The organism is Streptomyces sp. NPDC005496 (assembly GCF_042872045.1).
GTDB lineage: Bacteria > Actinomycetota > Actinomycetes > Streptomycetales > Streptomycetaceae > Streptomyces.
Window position 1 is genome coordinate 20,501 of the sequence record NZ_JBIAJQ010000001.1, and the last position, 14,124, is coordinate 34,624.

At 73.9% G+C, this 14,124-nt stretch carries 13 protein-coding genes and 1 tRNA gene; 6 read left to right on the forward strand and 8 right to left on the reverse strand.

Annotated features, from left to right (window positions below; translation table 11 throughout):
* Positions 1 to 20: 20 nt before the first annotated feature.
* Together ACFYQQ_RS00090 and ACFYQQ_RS00095 are read right to left on the reverse strand one after the other, a co-directional pair.
* The gene (locus tag ACFYQQ_RS00090; RefSeq protein ID WP_356237953.1) at positions 21 to 1,835 is read right to left on the reverse strand and encodes an ABC transporter ATP-binding protein; all 1,815 of its coding nucleotides are present in this window, start codon (positions 1,833 to 1,835) and stop codon (positions 21 to 23) included.
* Positions 1,836 to 2,136: 301 nt separating this feature from the next.
* A tRNA-Pro gene (locus ACFYQQ_RS00095) sits at positions 2,137 to 2,210 on the reverse strand.
* 115 nt (positions 2,211 to 2,325) lie between these two features.
* Here ACFYQQ_RS00095 and ACFYQQ_RS00100 point away from each other — a divergent pair.
* The 3 genes from ACFYQQ_RS00100 to ACFYQQ_RS00110 all read left to right on the forward strand — a co-directional run bounded on the left by ACFYQQ_RS00100 (position 2,326) and on the right by ACFYQQ_RS00110 (position 5,890).
* Positions 2,326 to 2,853 (forward strand): DUF309 domain-containing protein, encoded by a 528-nt coding sequence (locus ACFYQQ_RS00100; protein ID WP_356166007.1) that lies wholly within the window; start codon positions 2,326 to 2,328, stop codon positions 2,851 to 2,853.
* Between the two features lie 100 nt (positions 2,854 to 2,953).
* Complete coding sequence (gene cobF / locus ACFYQQ_RS00105) at positions 2,954 to 3,724, forward strand: precorrin-6A synthase (deacetylating) (RefSeq protein WP_388902572.1); 771 nt, start codon at positions 2,954 to 2,956, stop codon at positions 3,722 to 3,724.
* Positions 3,725 to 3,781: 57 nt separating this feature from the next.
* A complete protein-coding gene (locus ACFYQQ_RS00110; RefSeq protein ID WP_388902574.1) occupies positions 3,782 to 5,890 on the forward strand; it encodes an MDR family MFS transporter in 2,109 nt (702 codons plus the stop codon).
* Between the two features lie 24 nt (positions 5,891 to 5,914).
* Here the strand turns inward: ACFYQQ_RS00110 and ACFYQQ_RS00115 are convergent, their stop codons facing one another.
* The 4 genes from ACFYQQ_RS00115 to ACFYQQ_RS00130 form a co-directional block, all read right to left on the reverse strand.
* On the reverse strand, positions 5,915 to 6,658 hold the full coding sequence (locus tag ACFYQQ_RS00115; protein ID WP_388902576.1) for a cobalt-precorrin-6A reductase: 744 nt from the start codon (positions 6,656 to 6,658) through the stop codon (positions 5,915 to 5,917).
* A gap of 59 nt (positions 6,659 to 6,717) precedes the next feature.
* Positions 6,718 to 7,491 (reverse strand): sulfite exporter TauE/SafE family protein, encoded by a 774-nt coding sequence (locus tag ACFYQQ_RS00120; protein WP_356166019.1) that lies wholly within the window; start codon positions 7,489 to 7,491, stop codon positions 6,718 to 6,720.
* A gap of 846 nt (positions 7,492 to 8,337) precedes the next feature.
* Positions 8,338 to 9,846: a long-chain fatty acid--CoA ligase gene (locus tag ACFYQQ_RS00125; protein WP_355792855.1), complete on the reverse strand. Its 1,509-nt coding sequence runs from the start codon at positions 9,844 to 9,846 to the stop codon at positions 8,338 to 8,340.
* A 67-nt stretch (positions 9,847 to 9,913) separates the two neighbouring features.
* Complete coding sequence (locus ACFYQQ_RS00130; RefSeq protein WP_388902580.1) at positions 9,914 to 11,101, reverse strand: thiolase family protein; 1,188 nt, start codon at positions 11,099 to 11,101, stop codon at positions 9,914 to 9,916.
* A 273-nt stretch (positions 11,102 to 11,374) separates the two neighbouring features.
* Here ACFYQQ_RS00130 and ACFYQQ_RS00135 point away from each other — a divergent pair, with 273 nt between their 5' ends.
* Entirely contained in the window at positions 11,375 to 11,713 is a 339-nt protein-coding gene (locus ACFYQQ_RS00135) for a DUF3140 domain-containing protein (protein WP_388902583.1), read from the forward strand.
* A gap of 8 nt (positions 11,714 to 11,721) precedes the next feature.
* Positions 11,722 to 12,372, forward strand: coding sequence for an endonuclease (locus ACFYQQ_RS00140; protein WP_388902586.1), 651 nt, complete (start codon positions 11,722 to 11,724; stop codon positions 12,370 to 12,372).
* A 56-nt stretch (positions 12,373 to 12,428) separates the two neighbouring features.
* Here the strand turns inward: ACFYQQ_RS00140 and ACFYQQ_RS00145 are convergent, their stop codons facing one another.
* Entirely contained in the window at positions 12,429 to 12,782 is a 354-nt protein-coding gene (locus ACFYQQ_RS00145; protein WP_355794977.1) for a hypothetical protein, read from the reverse strand.
* A 93-nt stretch (positions 12,783 to 12,875) separates the two neighbouring features.
* A complete protein-coding gene (locus ACFYQQ_RS00150; RefSeq protein ID WP_355794979.1) occupies positions 12,876 to 13,241 on the reverse strand; it encodes a hypothetical protein in 366 nt (121 codons plus the stop codon).
* A gap of 142 nt (positions 13,242 to 13,383) precedes the next feature.
* Between ACFYQQ_RS00150 and ACFYQQ_RS00155 the strand changes: the two genes are divergently transcribed.
* A complete protein-coding gene (locus tag ACFYQQ_RS00155; protein ID WP_355794981.1) occupies positions 13,384 to 13,920 on the forward strand; it encodes a hypothetical protein in 537 nt (178 codons plus the stop codon).
* The last annotated feature ends 204 nt before the right edge of the window (positions 13,921 to 14,124 follow it).

Genomic DNA, 14,124 nt, shown 5'->3' on the forward strand with positions numbered 1-14,124 from the left:
GGGGCGCCGGGATCGGCGGTTCAGAGCAGACCGGCGCGGGCGGGGTCGTCGTCGAGGAAGCCGCCCGACTGGTGCTGCCAGAGCTTGGCGTAGGTGCCCTGCGAGGCGAGCAGCTCCTGGTGGGTGCCCTGCTCGACGATCCGCCCGCGGTCGAGGACGACGAGCCGGTCCATGGTGGCGACGGTGCTGAGCCGGTGGGCCACCACGAGCGCGGTCCGCCCCTCCATGAGCCGCCACAGCGCCTCCTGGACGAGCAGCTCGCTCTCGGAGTCGAGGGCGCTGGTCGCCTCGTCGAGGAGCAGGATCGGCGCGTCGCGCAGGATCGCCCGGGCCAGGGCGACGCGCTGGCGCTGGCCGCCGGACAGCTTGACGCCGCGCTCGCCGACCATGGTGTCGAAGCCGTCCGGCAGCGCGTCGGCGAACTCGGTGACGTGCGCCGCCTCGGCCGCGCGCCTCACCTCGGCGTCGGTGGCGTCCGGCCGGGCGAAGGCGATGTTGTCCCGCAGGGTGCGGTGGAACATGGCCGGGTCCTGCGGCACGTAGGCGAGCATGCTCCGCAGGTCGGCCTGACGCAGTCCGGCGATGTCCTGGCCGCCGATCAGGATGCGTCCGCCGTCGATGTCCGTCATCCGCAGCAGCAGGCGCGTGAGGGTGGTCTTGCCGCCGCCCGACCGGCCGACGAGGCCGACCTTCGCCCCGGCGGGTACGGCCAGGTCGAGGCCCTCGAAGAGGGGCGGGGCGCCGGCGTGGGCGAACGTGACGCGCTCGAAGCGGACGTCGGCGGCACGGGAGCGCAGCGGCTCCGGGCGCGGCGGGTCGAGCACGGTCGGCGGAGTCAGCAGCAGCTCGGTGAACTGCGCGGCCTCCGTCATCGAGCTCTCCAGCCGCCGGTAGATCTGGTTGAACTCGAACATGATCCGTGTCGCGTTGCTGTAGTACGTGAAGACGACCACGACCGCCTCCACACCGAGCCTGCCCCCGCCGAGCGCCACCGCCAGCAGCAGGCCGAGCGCGTTGGTCAGCACGGACATCGGGGCGACGAGCGTGTCGATGCGCAGGTTGCCGTAGTCCCACGACCGCAGTGTGAGGCGTCGTGACTCCGCGACCCGGGACCGGTGCTCGGCGGCCTCGCCCTCCTCGGCGGCGAAGGCGCGGACCGTGTCCATGTTCATGAGGCTGTCGGCGACGTGTCCCGACACCCGGGCGATGGCCTCCTCACGTCGGCCGACGAGGGCCTGGCGGCGCCGGATGAGGGGGGCCACGCACAGCGCCGTCACGGTGATCATGACCAGGAGGCCCACCACGAGCAGCGGTTCGTAGCCCCACAGCACCACCGAGCCGAAGATCAGCGGCACGAGACTGCCCACGACCGAGAAGGTCAGCGTGTCGACGCCCTCCTCGAAGCGCGAGGCGAAGCTCAGCACCCGCTTGGTCAGCGACCCGGCGAAGTTGTCGTGGAAGAACGCGGCGTCCTTGGCGAACAGTTCGTCCATGCCGACGACGTACAGATGCTCGATGCCGAGGGCGTCGAGGCGGTTCAGGCAGTGCAGGCCCAGCCGCCGCAGCAACTCGGCGAAGAGCAGGACGCCGGCGAAGCCGAGCACGTACGGCAGGGCCGAGCCGAGGCTGGTGCCGGCGTCACCGGCGAGGCGGCCGACGAGCTTGGCGACGACCAGCGGCGCGATGTAGTTCGTACCGATGTTCGCCAGCGCGGGCAGCAGCATCCCGGGCACCGCAAGCCATCGCAGCCGCGCCAGTTCCCGCCCGTAGAACCGCAGCGCGAGGGCGACCGCGCCCTTTTCCGGCGGATTCCCGCGCGACGAAGTCGGTCCCATTGCACCCCCGTGCTGTCGGACGGCTCGCCCGGGCCGGCCCGGCGGGGGCGGGGTGCGGTCGCGGCGTCCCCGCACACCTCGCGCCGCGCCGGTGCGGCATGCGCGTTCGGGCCGATCAGGAACGGCAGTGTCCCGCGGCGGCGGAGGAGGAGTCCAAGGGGTTTTCCGGCCGGGAGGGCGCCGCCCGCGGTTTCAGGCCACGCTCCGGCCCCGGGGGCGGACCGGTCACCGGTGTCACACACGCCCCGGACAAAACAGACCAGCGGGCCCGCCATATCGGCAGGCCCGCTGGTCGACACCGTCGGGACGACAGGATTTGAACCTGCGACCCCTTGACCCCCAGTCAAGTGCGCTACCAAGCTGCGCCACGTCCCGGTGTGTCCTCCGCGGTGGCCCGCGGAACGACGCGAACAGAACTTTACCGCACGTCGGCGGCTGGTCCGAAGGGGGCGCGGGGGCGGCGGCCGGCCCCGGGCGGGACAATCGGAGGATGACCGGGACTTCTGAGGGGCGGACGGACGACGGGCGCGACCGGGACCCGGAGGGTAGGGCGCGCAACGCCCGGCCCCGGGACGGGCTGGGCCGCCCGCTGCCGTACGGCGCGGACGGCGTGGAACGGCAGCCGGAAGGCGTCGTGCGCAGCCCCGCGGAGTCGGTCGGCGAGGCGCAGGCACTGCTGGACGCGGGCAAGCCGTTCCACGCGCACGAGGTCTTCGAGGACGCCTGGAAGTCGGGCCCCGACGACGAGCGCGCGCTGTGGCGGGCGCTGGCCCAGCTCGCGGTGGGCCTCACTCACGCGGCGCGCGGGAACACGACGGGCGGTGCCCGGCTGCTGCGGCGGGGCGCCGGGGGCATCGAGCAGTGGGGCGCCGACACCGGCCGGGCCCGGCCGCACGGAATGGATCTGGCGCATCTCGCCGCGTGGGCTCGGGAGTTGGCGGGTGTCGTGGAACGGGACGGGCGGCCCGTCGACGCCGGGGAGTGGGCGCCGAGGCTGACCGGGGCCGCGTCCCGGTAGACCGTCCGCGGCCGCCCGCGGACGCCTCCGCCGCTGGAGGCGGGCCCGCGGGCCGGACGCGGTGCGGGGGCCGCCGGAGGCGTGCGGCAGACTCGGGGCCGTGCGAAAGATTCATGTCATCGGAATCGGGGCGGGCGATCCCGAGCAGCTGACCCTGCAGGCGGTCAGAGCACTGAGGAGCACGGACGTGTTCTTCATCCTGGACAAGGGCGAGGTGAAGTCCGACCTCGTCCGGCTGCGCCGTGACATCCTCGACGCGCACGTGCCGCCGGGGACGTACCGGCTGGCCGAGGCGACCGATCCGGACCGCGACCGGGCGGCCGGGGGCGCCGCGTACTCCCCCGCCGTCGGGGACTGGCGCAGCGCCCGCGCCCGGATCTACGAGCGGCTGATCGCCGAGGAGCTGGGCGAGGACGAGACCGGCGCCTTCCTGGTGTGGGGCGATCCCGCGCTCTACGACAGCACGCTCGGCATCCTGGAGGAGATCCTCGACCGGGGCGCGGTGACGTTCACGTACGACGTGGTGCCCGGCATCAGCAGCGTCTCGGCGCTCGTCGCCAAGCACCGCACGGGACTCAACCGGGTCGCGCGGCCGGTGCAGATCACCACGGGGCGGCGGCTCGCGGAGGGCTTCCCCGAGGGCGTCGACGACGTCGTGGTGATGCTCGACGCGCACCAGACGTTCCGCGAGTACGCCGACGAGGACATCGACATCTACTGGGGCGCCTACATCGGCACCCCGGACGAGATCCTCGCCTCCGGTCCCCTGGCCGAGACGGCTCCGCGCATCGAGCGGCTGCGCGCGGAGGCCCGGGAGCGCAAGGGCTGGATCATGGACACGTACCTGCTGCGCAGGCGCCCTCGGGAGTAGACACCCGGGCGGATCTCCCCGCATGCACGGGCCGTACCCCGGTGTGAGGGTGGCCCTGTGACGACCACGACGGAATCCGCACCGCCCACCGCTCCGGAGCCCGCTCCCCCGGTCCTGGACAAGCGGCGCCGCAACGTCGTCTTCGTGACGATCATGCTGGGTGTGCTGCTGGCGGCGCTCGACCAGACCATCGTGGGGACGGCCCTGCCGACGATCGTGTCGGACCTGGGCGGCGCGGAGCACATGTCGTGGGTCGTCACCGCGTATCTGCTGGCCGAGACCGTCTCCACGGTCCTGGTCGGCAAGTTCGGCGATCTCTTCGGCCGCAAGGTGGTCTTCCAGGCGTCGGCGGTCGTCTTCATCACCGGCTCGTTCCTGTGCGGCCTGGCCGCCAACATGACGATGCTGATCCTGTGGCGGGGGATGCAGGGGATCGGCGCCGGCGGGCTCATGGTCACGGCGATGGCGCTGATCGCCGATGTGATCCCGCTGCGGGAGCGGGGCAAGTACCAGGGCGCGATCGGCGCGGTGTTCGGGGTGGCCACCGTCGTCGGGCCGCTGCTGGGCGGGCTGTTCACCGATCACCTGTCGTGGCGCTGGGCCTTCTACGTCAACGTGCCCATCGCGATCGCCGTGGTCGTCGCGGCCGCTCGGACGATCCCCGCCGTGAAGTCGGCGCTGCGCCCGGTGATCGACTACCTGGGCATCGCCCTCGTCGCGGCCGGCGCGAGTGCCCTGATCCTGGCGACGAGTTGGGGCGGCAACCAGTACGCGTGGGGCTCGGGCGTCATCATCGGCCTGTTCGTGGGCGGGTTGATCGCGCTCGGCCTGTTCTGCGTGGTCGAGACCCGCGCCGCCGAACCGATGCTGCCGATGCGGCTGTTCGGCAATCCCGTGTTCACGGTCTGCTCCGTCCTCAGCTTCGTCGTGGGCTTCGCGATGCTCGGCGCGCTGACCTATCTGCCGACCTATCTCCAGTACGTCGACGGCGACTCGGCGACCGTCTCCGGGGTGCGCACGCTGCCCCTGGTGATCGGATTGCTCATCGCGTCGGTGTTCAGCGGCAACGTGGTCAGCAAGACCGGGCACTACCGGGTGTTCCCGATCGTCGGCTCGCTGGTGATGGCCCTCGGGCTGTATCTGCTCTCGCTGATGGGGTCGGACACCGGCGCCTGGCTCGCGTCGCTCTACATGTTCGTCCTGGGCACCGGGATCGGCCTGAGCATGCAGGTGCTGACGATCGCCGTGCAGAACACCGTGGAGTACTCCGACCTCGGCACGGCGACCTCGGGGGTGACGTTCTTCCGCACGCTCGGCAGCTCCTTCGGCACCGCCGTGTTCGGCACCGTCTACACGAACGCGCTCACACCGAACCTGCGGGAGGGCGTGAAGGCCGCGAGCAGTTCCGCGGGCGCCGACCCGGCCGTCGTGGCGCGGGCCGCCCAGAGCCCCCAGGGTCTGCACGGGCTGCCGCCGCCGGTGGCCGAGCCGGTCGTCCAGGCGTACGCCGACACCCTCCACACCGTCTTCCTGTGGGCGGTGCCGGTCGCGCTGCTCGGGTTCGTCGTCGCCCTGTTCCTCAAGCAGGTGGAGCTGCGGGACAGCGCCCGCAGGGGTTCGACGGACATGGGCGAGGGCTTCGCGTCGCCGTCCACCGCGGATTCGCAGCTGCTCCTGGAGGCCACCGTCGGGAAGATCATCGGCGGTACGGAGCTGGACACCGCGCGCCGCGTCGTGCTGGAGTCCGACACCCGTCTCGACGTCGCGGGGGCGTGGGCCGTGATGCAGGTCGAGCTGTTCACACGGATGGTCGGCCACGCCGGGCTCGGGCTGATCGCCGCCCGGCGCCATCTGCCGCCGGAAGTCCTCGTGCCGGTCTTCGACCGGATGGTCGAGGAGGGTTATCTCACCCGGCACGGTTCGCTGTTCTCCCACACCGAGGCGGGCCGGCGCGAGGCGGCCGTCATCAGCCGGGCGTGGGGCGACTGGCTGGCGGAGCGGGTGGAGCGGGACCACGGCCGTCCCTCGGGCGCGGATCTGCGGGCCGCTGTCGACACCATCGCCAAGCGGCTTCTCGCCGAGGACCTGGCCACCGGCCTGCCGGGACCGAACCGGGCCCTGGCCGCCACCGGTGCGCCGGACGCGGCGAAGGCGCCCGTTCCCTAGGGCGGCCCCGTGGTCCCGCCGGGTCTACGGGGCGAGGCCGAGGCGGTCGAGCGCGGCGGCCACGTCGGGCACCGCGAGGACGCCCTCCGGCAGCGGCGGACGGCGTACGACGACGACCGGCACGCCGAGTTCGCGGGCGGCGGTGAGCTTGGCCGCGGTCGCCTCTCCCCCGCTGTCCTTCGTCACCAGGACGTCGATGCGGTGCTCGCGCAGCAGCGCGGTCTCGCCGGCCACGGTGAACGGGCCGCGGGCCAGCAGTACCCGCGTCCGCGGCGGCATCGGCGGCCCGGGCGCCTCGACGGACCGGACGAGGAAGTGCAGCGCGGACAGCTCCGCGAAGGCCGCGAGGCCCAGCCGGCCCGTGGTGAGGAAGACGCGGCGGCCGAGGCGGGGAAGCGCCTCGGCGGCCTCGGCCAGGGTCGCGACCGGGTGCCAGACGTCGCCGGGGCCCGGAGTCCAGCCCGGACGGCGCAGGACCACGGCCGGGACGCCGGTGGCCGCCGCGGCCCGCGCCGCGTTCGCGGTGATGCCCGCGGCGAAGGGGTGCGTGGCGTCGGCCACGGCGGCCACGTGGTGCTCGCGCAGCCAGGCCGCGAGTCCGTCCGCGCCCCCGAACCCGCCGACACGCACGTCTCCGTCGAGGGCCCCCGGCCGGGACACGCGCCCGGCGAGGGAGGTCGTCACCCGAACTCCGGGCCTGTCGGCCAGGCGGGCGGCGAGCTCGCGCGCCTCGGTCGTGCCGCCGAGGACCAGGATGTGCCGGGACATGCCGACGAGCGTACGGGGGCGAGGGGTCCGCTTCCGCGCCCGGTGCCGTCCGGCACGGGTCAGCGCAGCAGGAGCTGGACGCCGCCGACGATCGTCGCGGCGATCACGAGCTGCTCGAACAGCCGCTGGTTGATGCGGTGCACGGCCCACTTGCCGAGCAGGGCCCCCGGCACCACGAAGGCCGCGAGCGCCGCGTCGAGGAGCAGCGAGTGCCCGTCGATCAGGCCGAGCCCGACGCTGAAGGGCACCTTGGAGACGTTGACGATGAGGAAGAAGAACGCCGAGGTGCCGAGGAAGCCGAGCTTGCGGAAGCCCGCGGAGAGCAGGTACAGCGACATCACGGGACCGCCCGCGTTGGCGACCATCGTGGTGAAGCCGCCGAGGACCCCGTACGAACGGGCCTTGATCCGGCCGGTGCGCGTGGCCACGGAGTCCGGGTCCTGGTCCGGGCCGTCCGCGCGGCGGCGCCACAGGGTGACCGCCGCCATGAACAGCAGGATGGCGCCGATGGACGTCCGGACCACCCCGTCGTCAGCCCACACCAGGAACAGCGTGCCGAGGACGACGCCCGCGGCGACCGCGGGGAACAGCCGCCACAGCGTGGGCCAGTGGGCGTGCCGCCGGTAGGTCAGGACGGCGAGGACGTCGCCGACGATCAGGATGGGCAGGAGCACGCCGGTGGAGGCGCGGGCCGGCAGGACGGCGGCGAAGATCGCGAGGCTGACCGTGTTGGCCCCGCTCACCGCGGTCTTCGAGAAGCCGACGAGCAGGGCCGCCGCGGCGAGGGCGGCGAACTCCCAGAGGGATATGTGCCAGAGCGTCATCGTGTTCATGCGGGGACCGATGCTATGCCCACCTATCCCGCCGGACGGGGGCGGGCCGCCGGGGGACCCCGGAACCGGGGGCGGCGGGCCGCGGGCCCCCTCTGCGCGAGGGCGGGCGAAGAGGTCCTCGCCGGGACGGCGGACGGCGCCTGGCCGGGGCGGCGGGACGGCTCCTCGCCCGGGAACCAGTGGATCTCCCCGCGTGGGAAGCCCCGCGGGTGGCCCGTCGCCGGGGCGGTGGACCGCTCCTCGCCCGGGGCTCGGCGGACGCTCCGCGTGGGTGGCCGGCGGACGAACCTCCGCCGGGAGGCGGCAGGCGCTCAGCGCGGCGGACGCCGGGCAGCCCCCGCGGACGCCCCGCGCGGGGAGTCGCGCGGACGCTTCCTCGCCGGGGCTGCGGACGCTCCCGGCGTGCGGCGTCCCGCCCGACAATCCCCTGCCGGAACACCGCACAGCCCCTTGCCCGAGGCTCGGCGGACAACTCCTGGGAATCCGGCGGACGATCCCCCGCCGGGAGGCGATAGACGCTCACCGCGCCGGACGCCGGACGGCTCCTCGCCGGAGGTCCGGCGGACGCCCCGCGCGGGGAGTCGCGCGGACCGCTCCCTCGCCGGGGCGGCGGACGGCCCCTCGCCCCGGGGGTGCGGACGCTCCCGGCGTGCGGTGTCCCGCCGGACGATCTCCCCGCCGGGAGGCGGCAGACGCTCACCGCGCCCCGCGAGGGAGTCGCACGGACGCTTCCTCGCCGGGGCGGCGGACCGGTCCTCGCCCCGGGGCCGGCATCCACCCCTGTGTACGGGACCTGGCGGCCATCGCTCGCCGAGGGGGCGCCGGACGTTCGCCGTGCCGGGTGGGTCAGCTCGCGTAGCGGGACCGTAGCTCCCGCTTCAGGATCTTCATGCTCGGGCCCAGTGGCAGTTCGTCGGTGAACTCCACCCGGCGCGGGTACTTGTGCCGGCCCAGGTGCTCCTTGGACCACTCGGTGATCCCGGCGGCGTCCGGCGTGGCCCCCGGCTGGGGGACGACGACCGCGCAGACCTCCTCGCCGTGCAGTTCGTCGGGCAGGCCGATCACCGCGACCTGGGCCACCCCGGGATGGCGCATGAGGACCTCCTCGACCTCCCGCGGGTAGACGTTGAAGCCGCCGCGGATGACGACGTCCTTCTTGCGGTCGACGATCCGCAGGAACCCGTCGTCGTCCTTGGTGCCCAGGTCGCCGGTGCGGAACCAGCCGTCGACCACGGCCTCCGCGGTGGCCTCGGGCCGGCCCAGGTACCCGGAGAAGACGTTGTGCCCGCGGATGACGACCTCGCCGAGCTCCCCCGGCGGCAGCAGTTCGACGCGGCCCTCGACCTCGGCGCGCGCGATCTCCACGTCCACACCCCACAGCGGGTGCCCGATGGTGCCGGCCCGGGTGCCGAACAGGGGCTGGTTCACGGTCGCGGTCGGCGAGGTCTCGGACAGTCCGTACCCCTCGTAGATCTTCGCGCCGAAGGCCTCCTCGAAGCGTTCCAGGACGGCGACCGGCAGCGAGGCGCCGCCGGAGATGCACACCCTGAGGTCGGGGAGCGCGTCCATGGAGCCGGCGACGGCGGCCAGCGCGACGAACATCGTGGGGACGCCGTGGAAGGTGTTGACGCCCTCCTTCACCATCAGCTCGACGGCGCGCGCCGCGTCGAAGCGGGGCAGCAGGACGAGGGTCGCGCCCGCCCGCCAGGTGGAGTTCATGGAGACCGTCTGGCCGAAGGCGTGGAACAACGGGAGCGCGCCGAGGGCGATGTCGTCGGGCCGGATGTCGTTGGCGTCGAAGGCGTTGACGGTCGCGTTCATCACCAGGTTGAAGTGGCTGAGCACGGCGCCCTTGGGGACGCCGGTGGTGCCGCTGGTGTAGAAGACGACGGCGGGGTCGTCGGCCTGGCGGGTGACGTACGACGGCAGCGGCTCGGCCCGTGCGGCGAGGTCCTCGAACTCGCCGCCGAGGGTCACGGCGGGCACGCCTGTCGCGCGGGCCGCCGCCGTCCCGGTCTCGGCCTGAGCCGGGTGGCACAGCAGCAGGGTCGCGCCGCTGTCCTTCAGGACGTGCTCGACCTCGTCGGCGGACAGCAGCAGGTGGACGGGGACGACCACGCCGCCCGCCGCCGCGATCGCGTAGTAGGCCTGCGGGAACTCGGCGGTGTTGGGCGCCATGAGCGCCACCCGGTCCCCCGGCCGTACGCCGAGCCCGGCGAGGGCGCCGGCCTGGGCCAGTGCGCGCCGCCACACCTCGGCGAAGGTGAGACGCAGGTCGCCTTCGACGAGCGCCGTCCGGTCGGGGCGGCGGCGGGCGTTCTCGGCGAGGATCGCGGCGAGGGACAGGGTTGCCATGGAGGAGTGCTCCGTTTCCGTGCTGGTGCGGCTCTGGACCAGGTCGTTCGGTGCGCGGTGCGGTCGCTCAGGCGCGCTCGACGAGCACCGCGCTGCCCTGCCCGACACCGACGCACATCGTGGCGAGGCCGCGGCCCGCGCCGGAGCGCCGCATGCGGTGCAGCAGGGTCGTGAGGATGCGGGCGCCCGAGCAGCCCAGGGGGTGGCCGAGGGCGATCGCGCCGCCCGTCGGGTTGACGAGCTCCGGGTCGATGCCGAGCCGGTCCACGCAGGCCAGGGCCTGGGCGGCGAACGCCTCGTTGAACTCGGCCTCCTCGATGTCGCCGACCGTCCAGCCGACGCGTCCGAGCGCCTTCTCGGTCGCGGGCACCGGCCCGATGCCCATGACGTCGGGGTGGACGCCGGCGGAGGCGCCGGCGACGTACCGGCCGAGGGACTCCAGGCCCAGCTCGTGCAGCGCGTCCTCGCTGACGAGGAGGAGTCCCGCGGCGCCGTCGTTCATCGGCGAGGCGTTGCCCGCGGTGACCGTGCCGCCGGGGCGGAACACGGGCTTGAGCCGGGACAGCTTCTCGTACGAGGTGTCCTCGCGGACGCACTCGTCGGTGTCCACCACGACTCCGTCGGGCCGGGTGACGGGCAGCAGCTCGGCGTCGAAGTACCCGTTCTTGCGGGCGTCGGCGGCGCGCTGGTGGCTGCGCAGCGCGAACTCGTCCTGGCGCTCGCGCGGGACGCCGTACCGCTCGGCGACCTCCTCTGCGGTCTCGCCCATGGAGAGCACGCCGTGCAGGTCCTTCATCGCCGGGTTGACCAGGCGCCAGCCGAGCCGGGTGTCGACGGTCTCGATGCGGTGCGGCAGCGCCTCGTCGGGGCGGGGCAGCACGAAGGGGGCCCGGCTCATGGACTCGGAACCGCCGGCGAGCACGACGTCCGCCTCGCCCGCGGCGATCGTGCGGGCCGCCGTGGTGACGGCCTCCAGGCCGGAGGCGCACAGCCGGTTGACGGTGGCGCCGGGCACGGTCTCGGGCAGCCCGGCCAGCAGGGCGGCCATGCGGGCGACGTTGCGGTTGTCCTCGCCCGCCTGGTTGGCGGCGCCCCAGTAGACGTCGTCGATCCGGGCCGGGTCGAGGGCGGGCGCGTCGGCGATGAGGGCGCGCAGGACGGCCGCGGCGAGATCGTCGGGGCGGACGGCAGAGAGGGCTCCGCGCAGCTTGCCGATGGGGGTGCGGCGGGCGGCCGCGAAGTGGACGGGACGCACGACAGGACTCCTGACGGACACCGGACTATGACGAGGACCACATTAATTAGCACTGCTAGTTTTGGACTATAGACCGCGGCCCCGGCACCTGGGAAGACCTCCCGGGAACCGGCCCCGACGGTACAGGCCGGATTCGATCAGGTCCGGTTTCCGCCCATCCGTCCTGGGCACCCGCGCGGGAAAGCGGCACCGGATGTCCCCGGCCGGGGACCGGCAGCGCGGCAACCGGAACCGCGCGCACGGGAACACCGGCCCGCCCGGAAGGAGCGCACGATGACCGACGCCCTCGAACTCGACGCCCTGTGGGAGGAGTTCCACCGCGTGGTGAACATGACCTCGCAGGAACTCGCCGCGTGGCTGCGGGTCCGCGACGCCGACGAGAACGCCGAACCGCTCCCGGAGCACGCGGGCACACCGACCGGTCAGCACGTGCTCGCCATCCTGCAGAAGCGGCGCACGGATCTCACGGACGACGACGTCCGCGTCATGTACGAGGTCGTGGACACCGTCACCGCCGAGACCGAGGCGGAGAAGGAGCCCCTGGCCGACGACGAGCGACGGCGCCACCGGCTGATGACCCTGGGGCACGACGCGCTCAGGTCGCCGCAGTGAGGTGAGCCGTGGACGACAGGCAGCGCCGCGTGACCGAGGCACTCGTCGCCTCCTGCGGCCGCACGTACGCCGAGGAGGCGGGCATCACGCTGCGCGACACCCCGCGGCCGCTGTACCGCACCCTCGTCCTGGCCTCGCTGCTGAGCGCGCGCATCCGCGCCTCCGTCGCCGTCGCGACCGCCCGCGCCCTGTACGACGCGGGACTGCGCGACCCCCGCGGCATGGCGGAGTCGCCCCGGCGGCGACGGATCGACGCGCTCGGCGCCGGCGGCTACCGGCGCTACGACGAACGCACCGCGACACAACTCGCGGACGGCGCACGTCTGCTGACGGAGCGTTGGGGCGGTGACCTGCGGCGCATGCGGGACGAGGCCGACGGCGACCTGGCGAGACTGCGCACGCTCCTGCGGGAGTTGCCCGGGATCGGGCCCGCGGGCGCGGACATCTTCCTGCGCGAGGTCCAGCGCGTCTGGCCCGGGACGGCGCCCTACGTCGACGCGAAGGCACTGTCCGGCGCCCGGCGGCTCGGCCTTCCGGAGGACGCCGACCGCCTCACCGAGCTCGCCGGGGACACCGAACCCGCCGTCCTGGCCGCCGCGTTGGTCCGCGCGGCACTGGACCGACGGGTGGCCGAGGACGTGCTGGAGGCCGCGGAGTGACGTAAGGGCGAGAGCGTCGTGGACGCCCTCGTCGAAGGCGACGGAGGCCGGGAGAACTATGTGGCGCGGGCGCGGCCGGGCAGCCGCGTCACCGCCGCGAACACCGCGAGGGCGACCAGGGACGCCGCGGCGAAGACGGGGTAGGCGGCCCACGGCGAGTCCTCAGAGCCGAGACCGGCCTCCCGCGCGAGAGGGAGGACGGACGTGCCTGCCGCCACGCCGGCGGCGAGGGCCCACCAGCCGTGCCGCACCTTCTCGTCGATGGCGTCGGCCATCCCGAGCATCGCGATGACGACCATGAAGTCCACCGCGTCGCGCCAGCCGGCGGCCGCCACGCAGGCTCCGTACACCAGGTCGAACAGCCAGACCCGGGCCAGCGGGACGAGGGGCGCGGCGCTGCGCGGGGTCACGTCATGACGTCCTCGGCTCATGTTGGGTGGACGCCCGACCGGGGCACAGGGTTGTACGGTGCCGGGCGATCCGCGCGCGCCGACCGGCGGGCGTCAGCCCCGTTGTGCCGTGATGTGGCCGATGACCTCGTGGAACTCCGTGGTGGGCGAGAAGTCGACGTACTCGCAGTCCTCCAGGGCCTCCGGAGCGTGGCCGGGCGCCCAGTAGAACGCCTGTCCGGCCTCGTAGGTCTCCTCGCCGTCCGCGGTGCGCATTCTCAGGCGTCCCTTGAGCAGGACCCCCCAGTGCGGGCACTGGCACAGATCGCCGGGCAGGCCCTTGAGGGCGGGCGCCATGTCCGTGCCCTTCGGGAACCGCGCGTACGCCACCGACATGTCGCCACCGATCTCCCGCGTGCGCAGTTCCACTCCCCCGCCCTCGATCGCGACGGGCGTCTCGCTGCGTGTCGTGGCCGTCATGGCTCCTCCTCCGCCGGCCGGGTCGTCGGCCGGACCTGGGAAAACTCCGCCTCTCCTCCAGCCTGCGCCCGGGGCGTGCGGGGCGCGACACAGGAACGCCGGACCTCCGGGTCGTACCGCGTGACCCGGGTACTCGGCGCGCATGACCACCGACACTCCCCCCTCGCCCGCCGTCCGCACCCGCGGCCGGAACACCCGCACCGAGCTGCTCGGCATCTACCTCAACGACCACCTGAGCGCCGCCACCGCGGGCGCCGAACGCGCCCGGTACATGGCCGGGTCCCTGCACGGCTCGGTGCTCGGCGCCGCCGTGGAGCCGGTCGCCGCGGAGATCGCCGAGGACCGGGCGGCCCTGCTCGACGTCATGCGGCGGCTCGACGTGCCCGTCCGGCGGTACAAGGTCCTGGCGGGCCGGCTCGGCGAACGGCTGGGCCGCCTCAAGGCCAACGGCCACCTCGTACGGCGTTCCCCGCTCAGTTCCGTGCTGGAACTGGAGGCGCTGCGGCTCGGGGTGGAGGCCAAGGCTTCGGCGTGGCGGCTGCTGCGTCTGCTCGCCGAGAGCGACGAGCGCCTGGAGGCGCGGCGGTTCGACGAACTCCTGGAGCGCGCGACCCGCCAGCTGAGCACTCTGGAGGCGCTGCGCGTCCAGCAGAGCAGGACGACGTTCCGGTCCGCCTGACCGGGCCCCGTTTTCCGGCCGCCTGACCGGGGCGCGGTTCTCCGGTCCGTCTGACGGGGTCGCGGTGTTCCGGTCCGTCTGACGGGGTCGCGGTGTTCCGGTCCGCCGGAAGGGGGCGAGGCCACGGGACCGGCTGTCGCCGACGCGCGGGTCAGCGCCGCGTCGACGCCCTCGCCGGGCGGGGGACGGAGGCCGGCGTCCGCG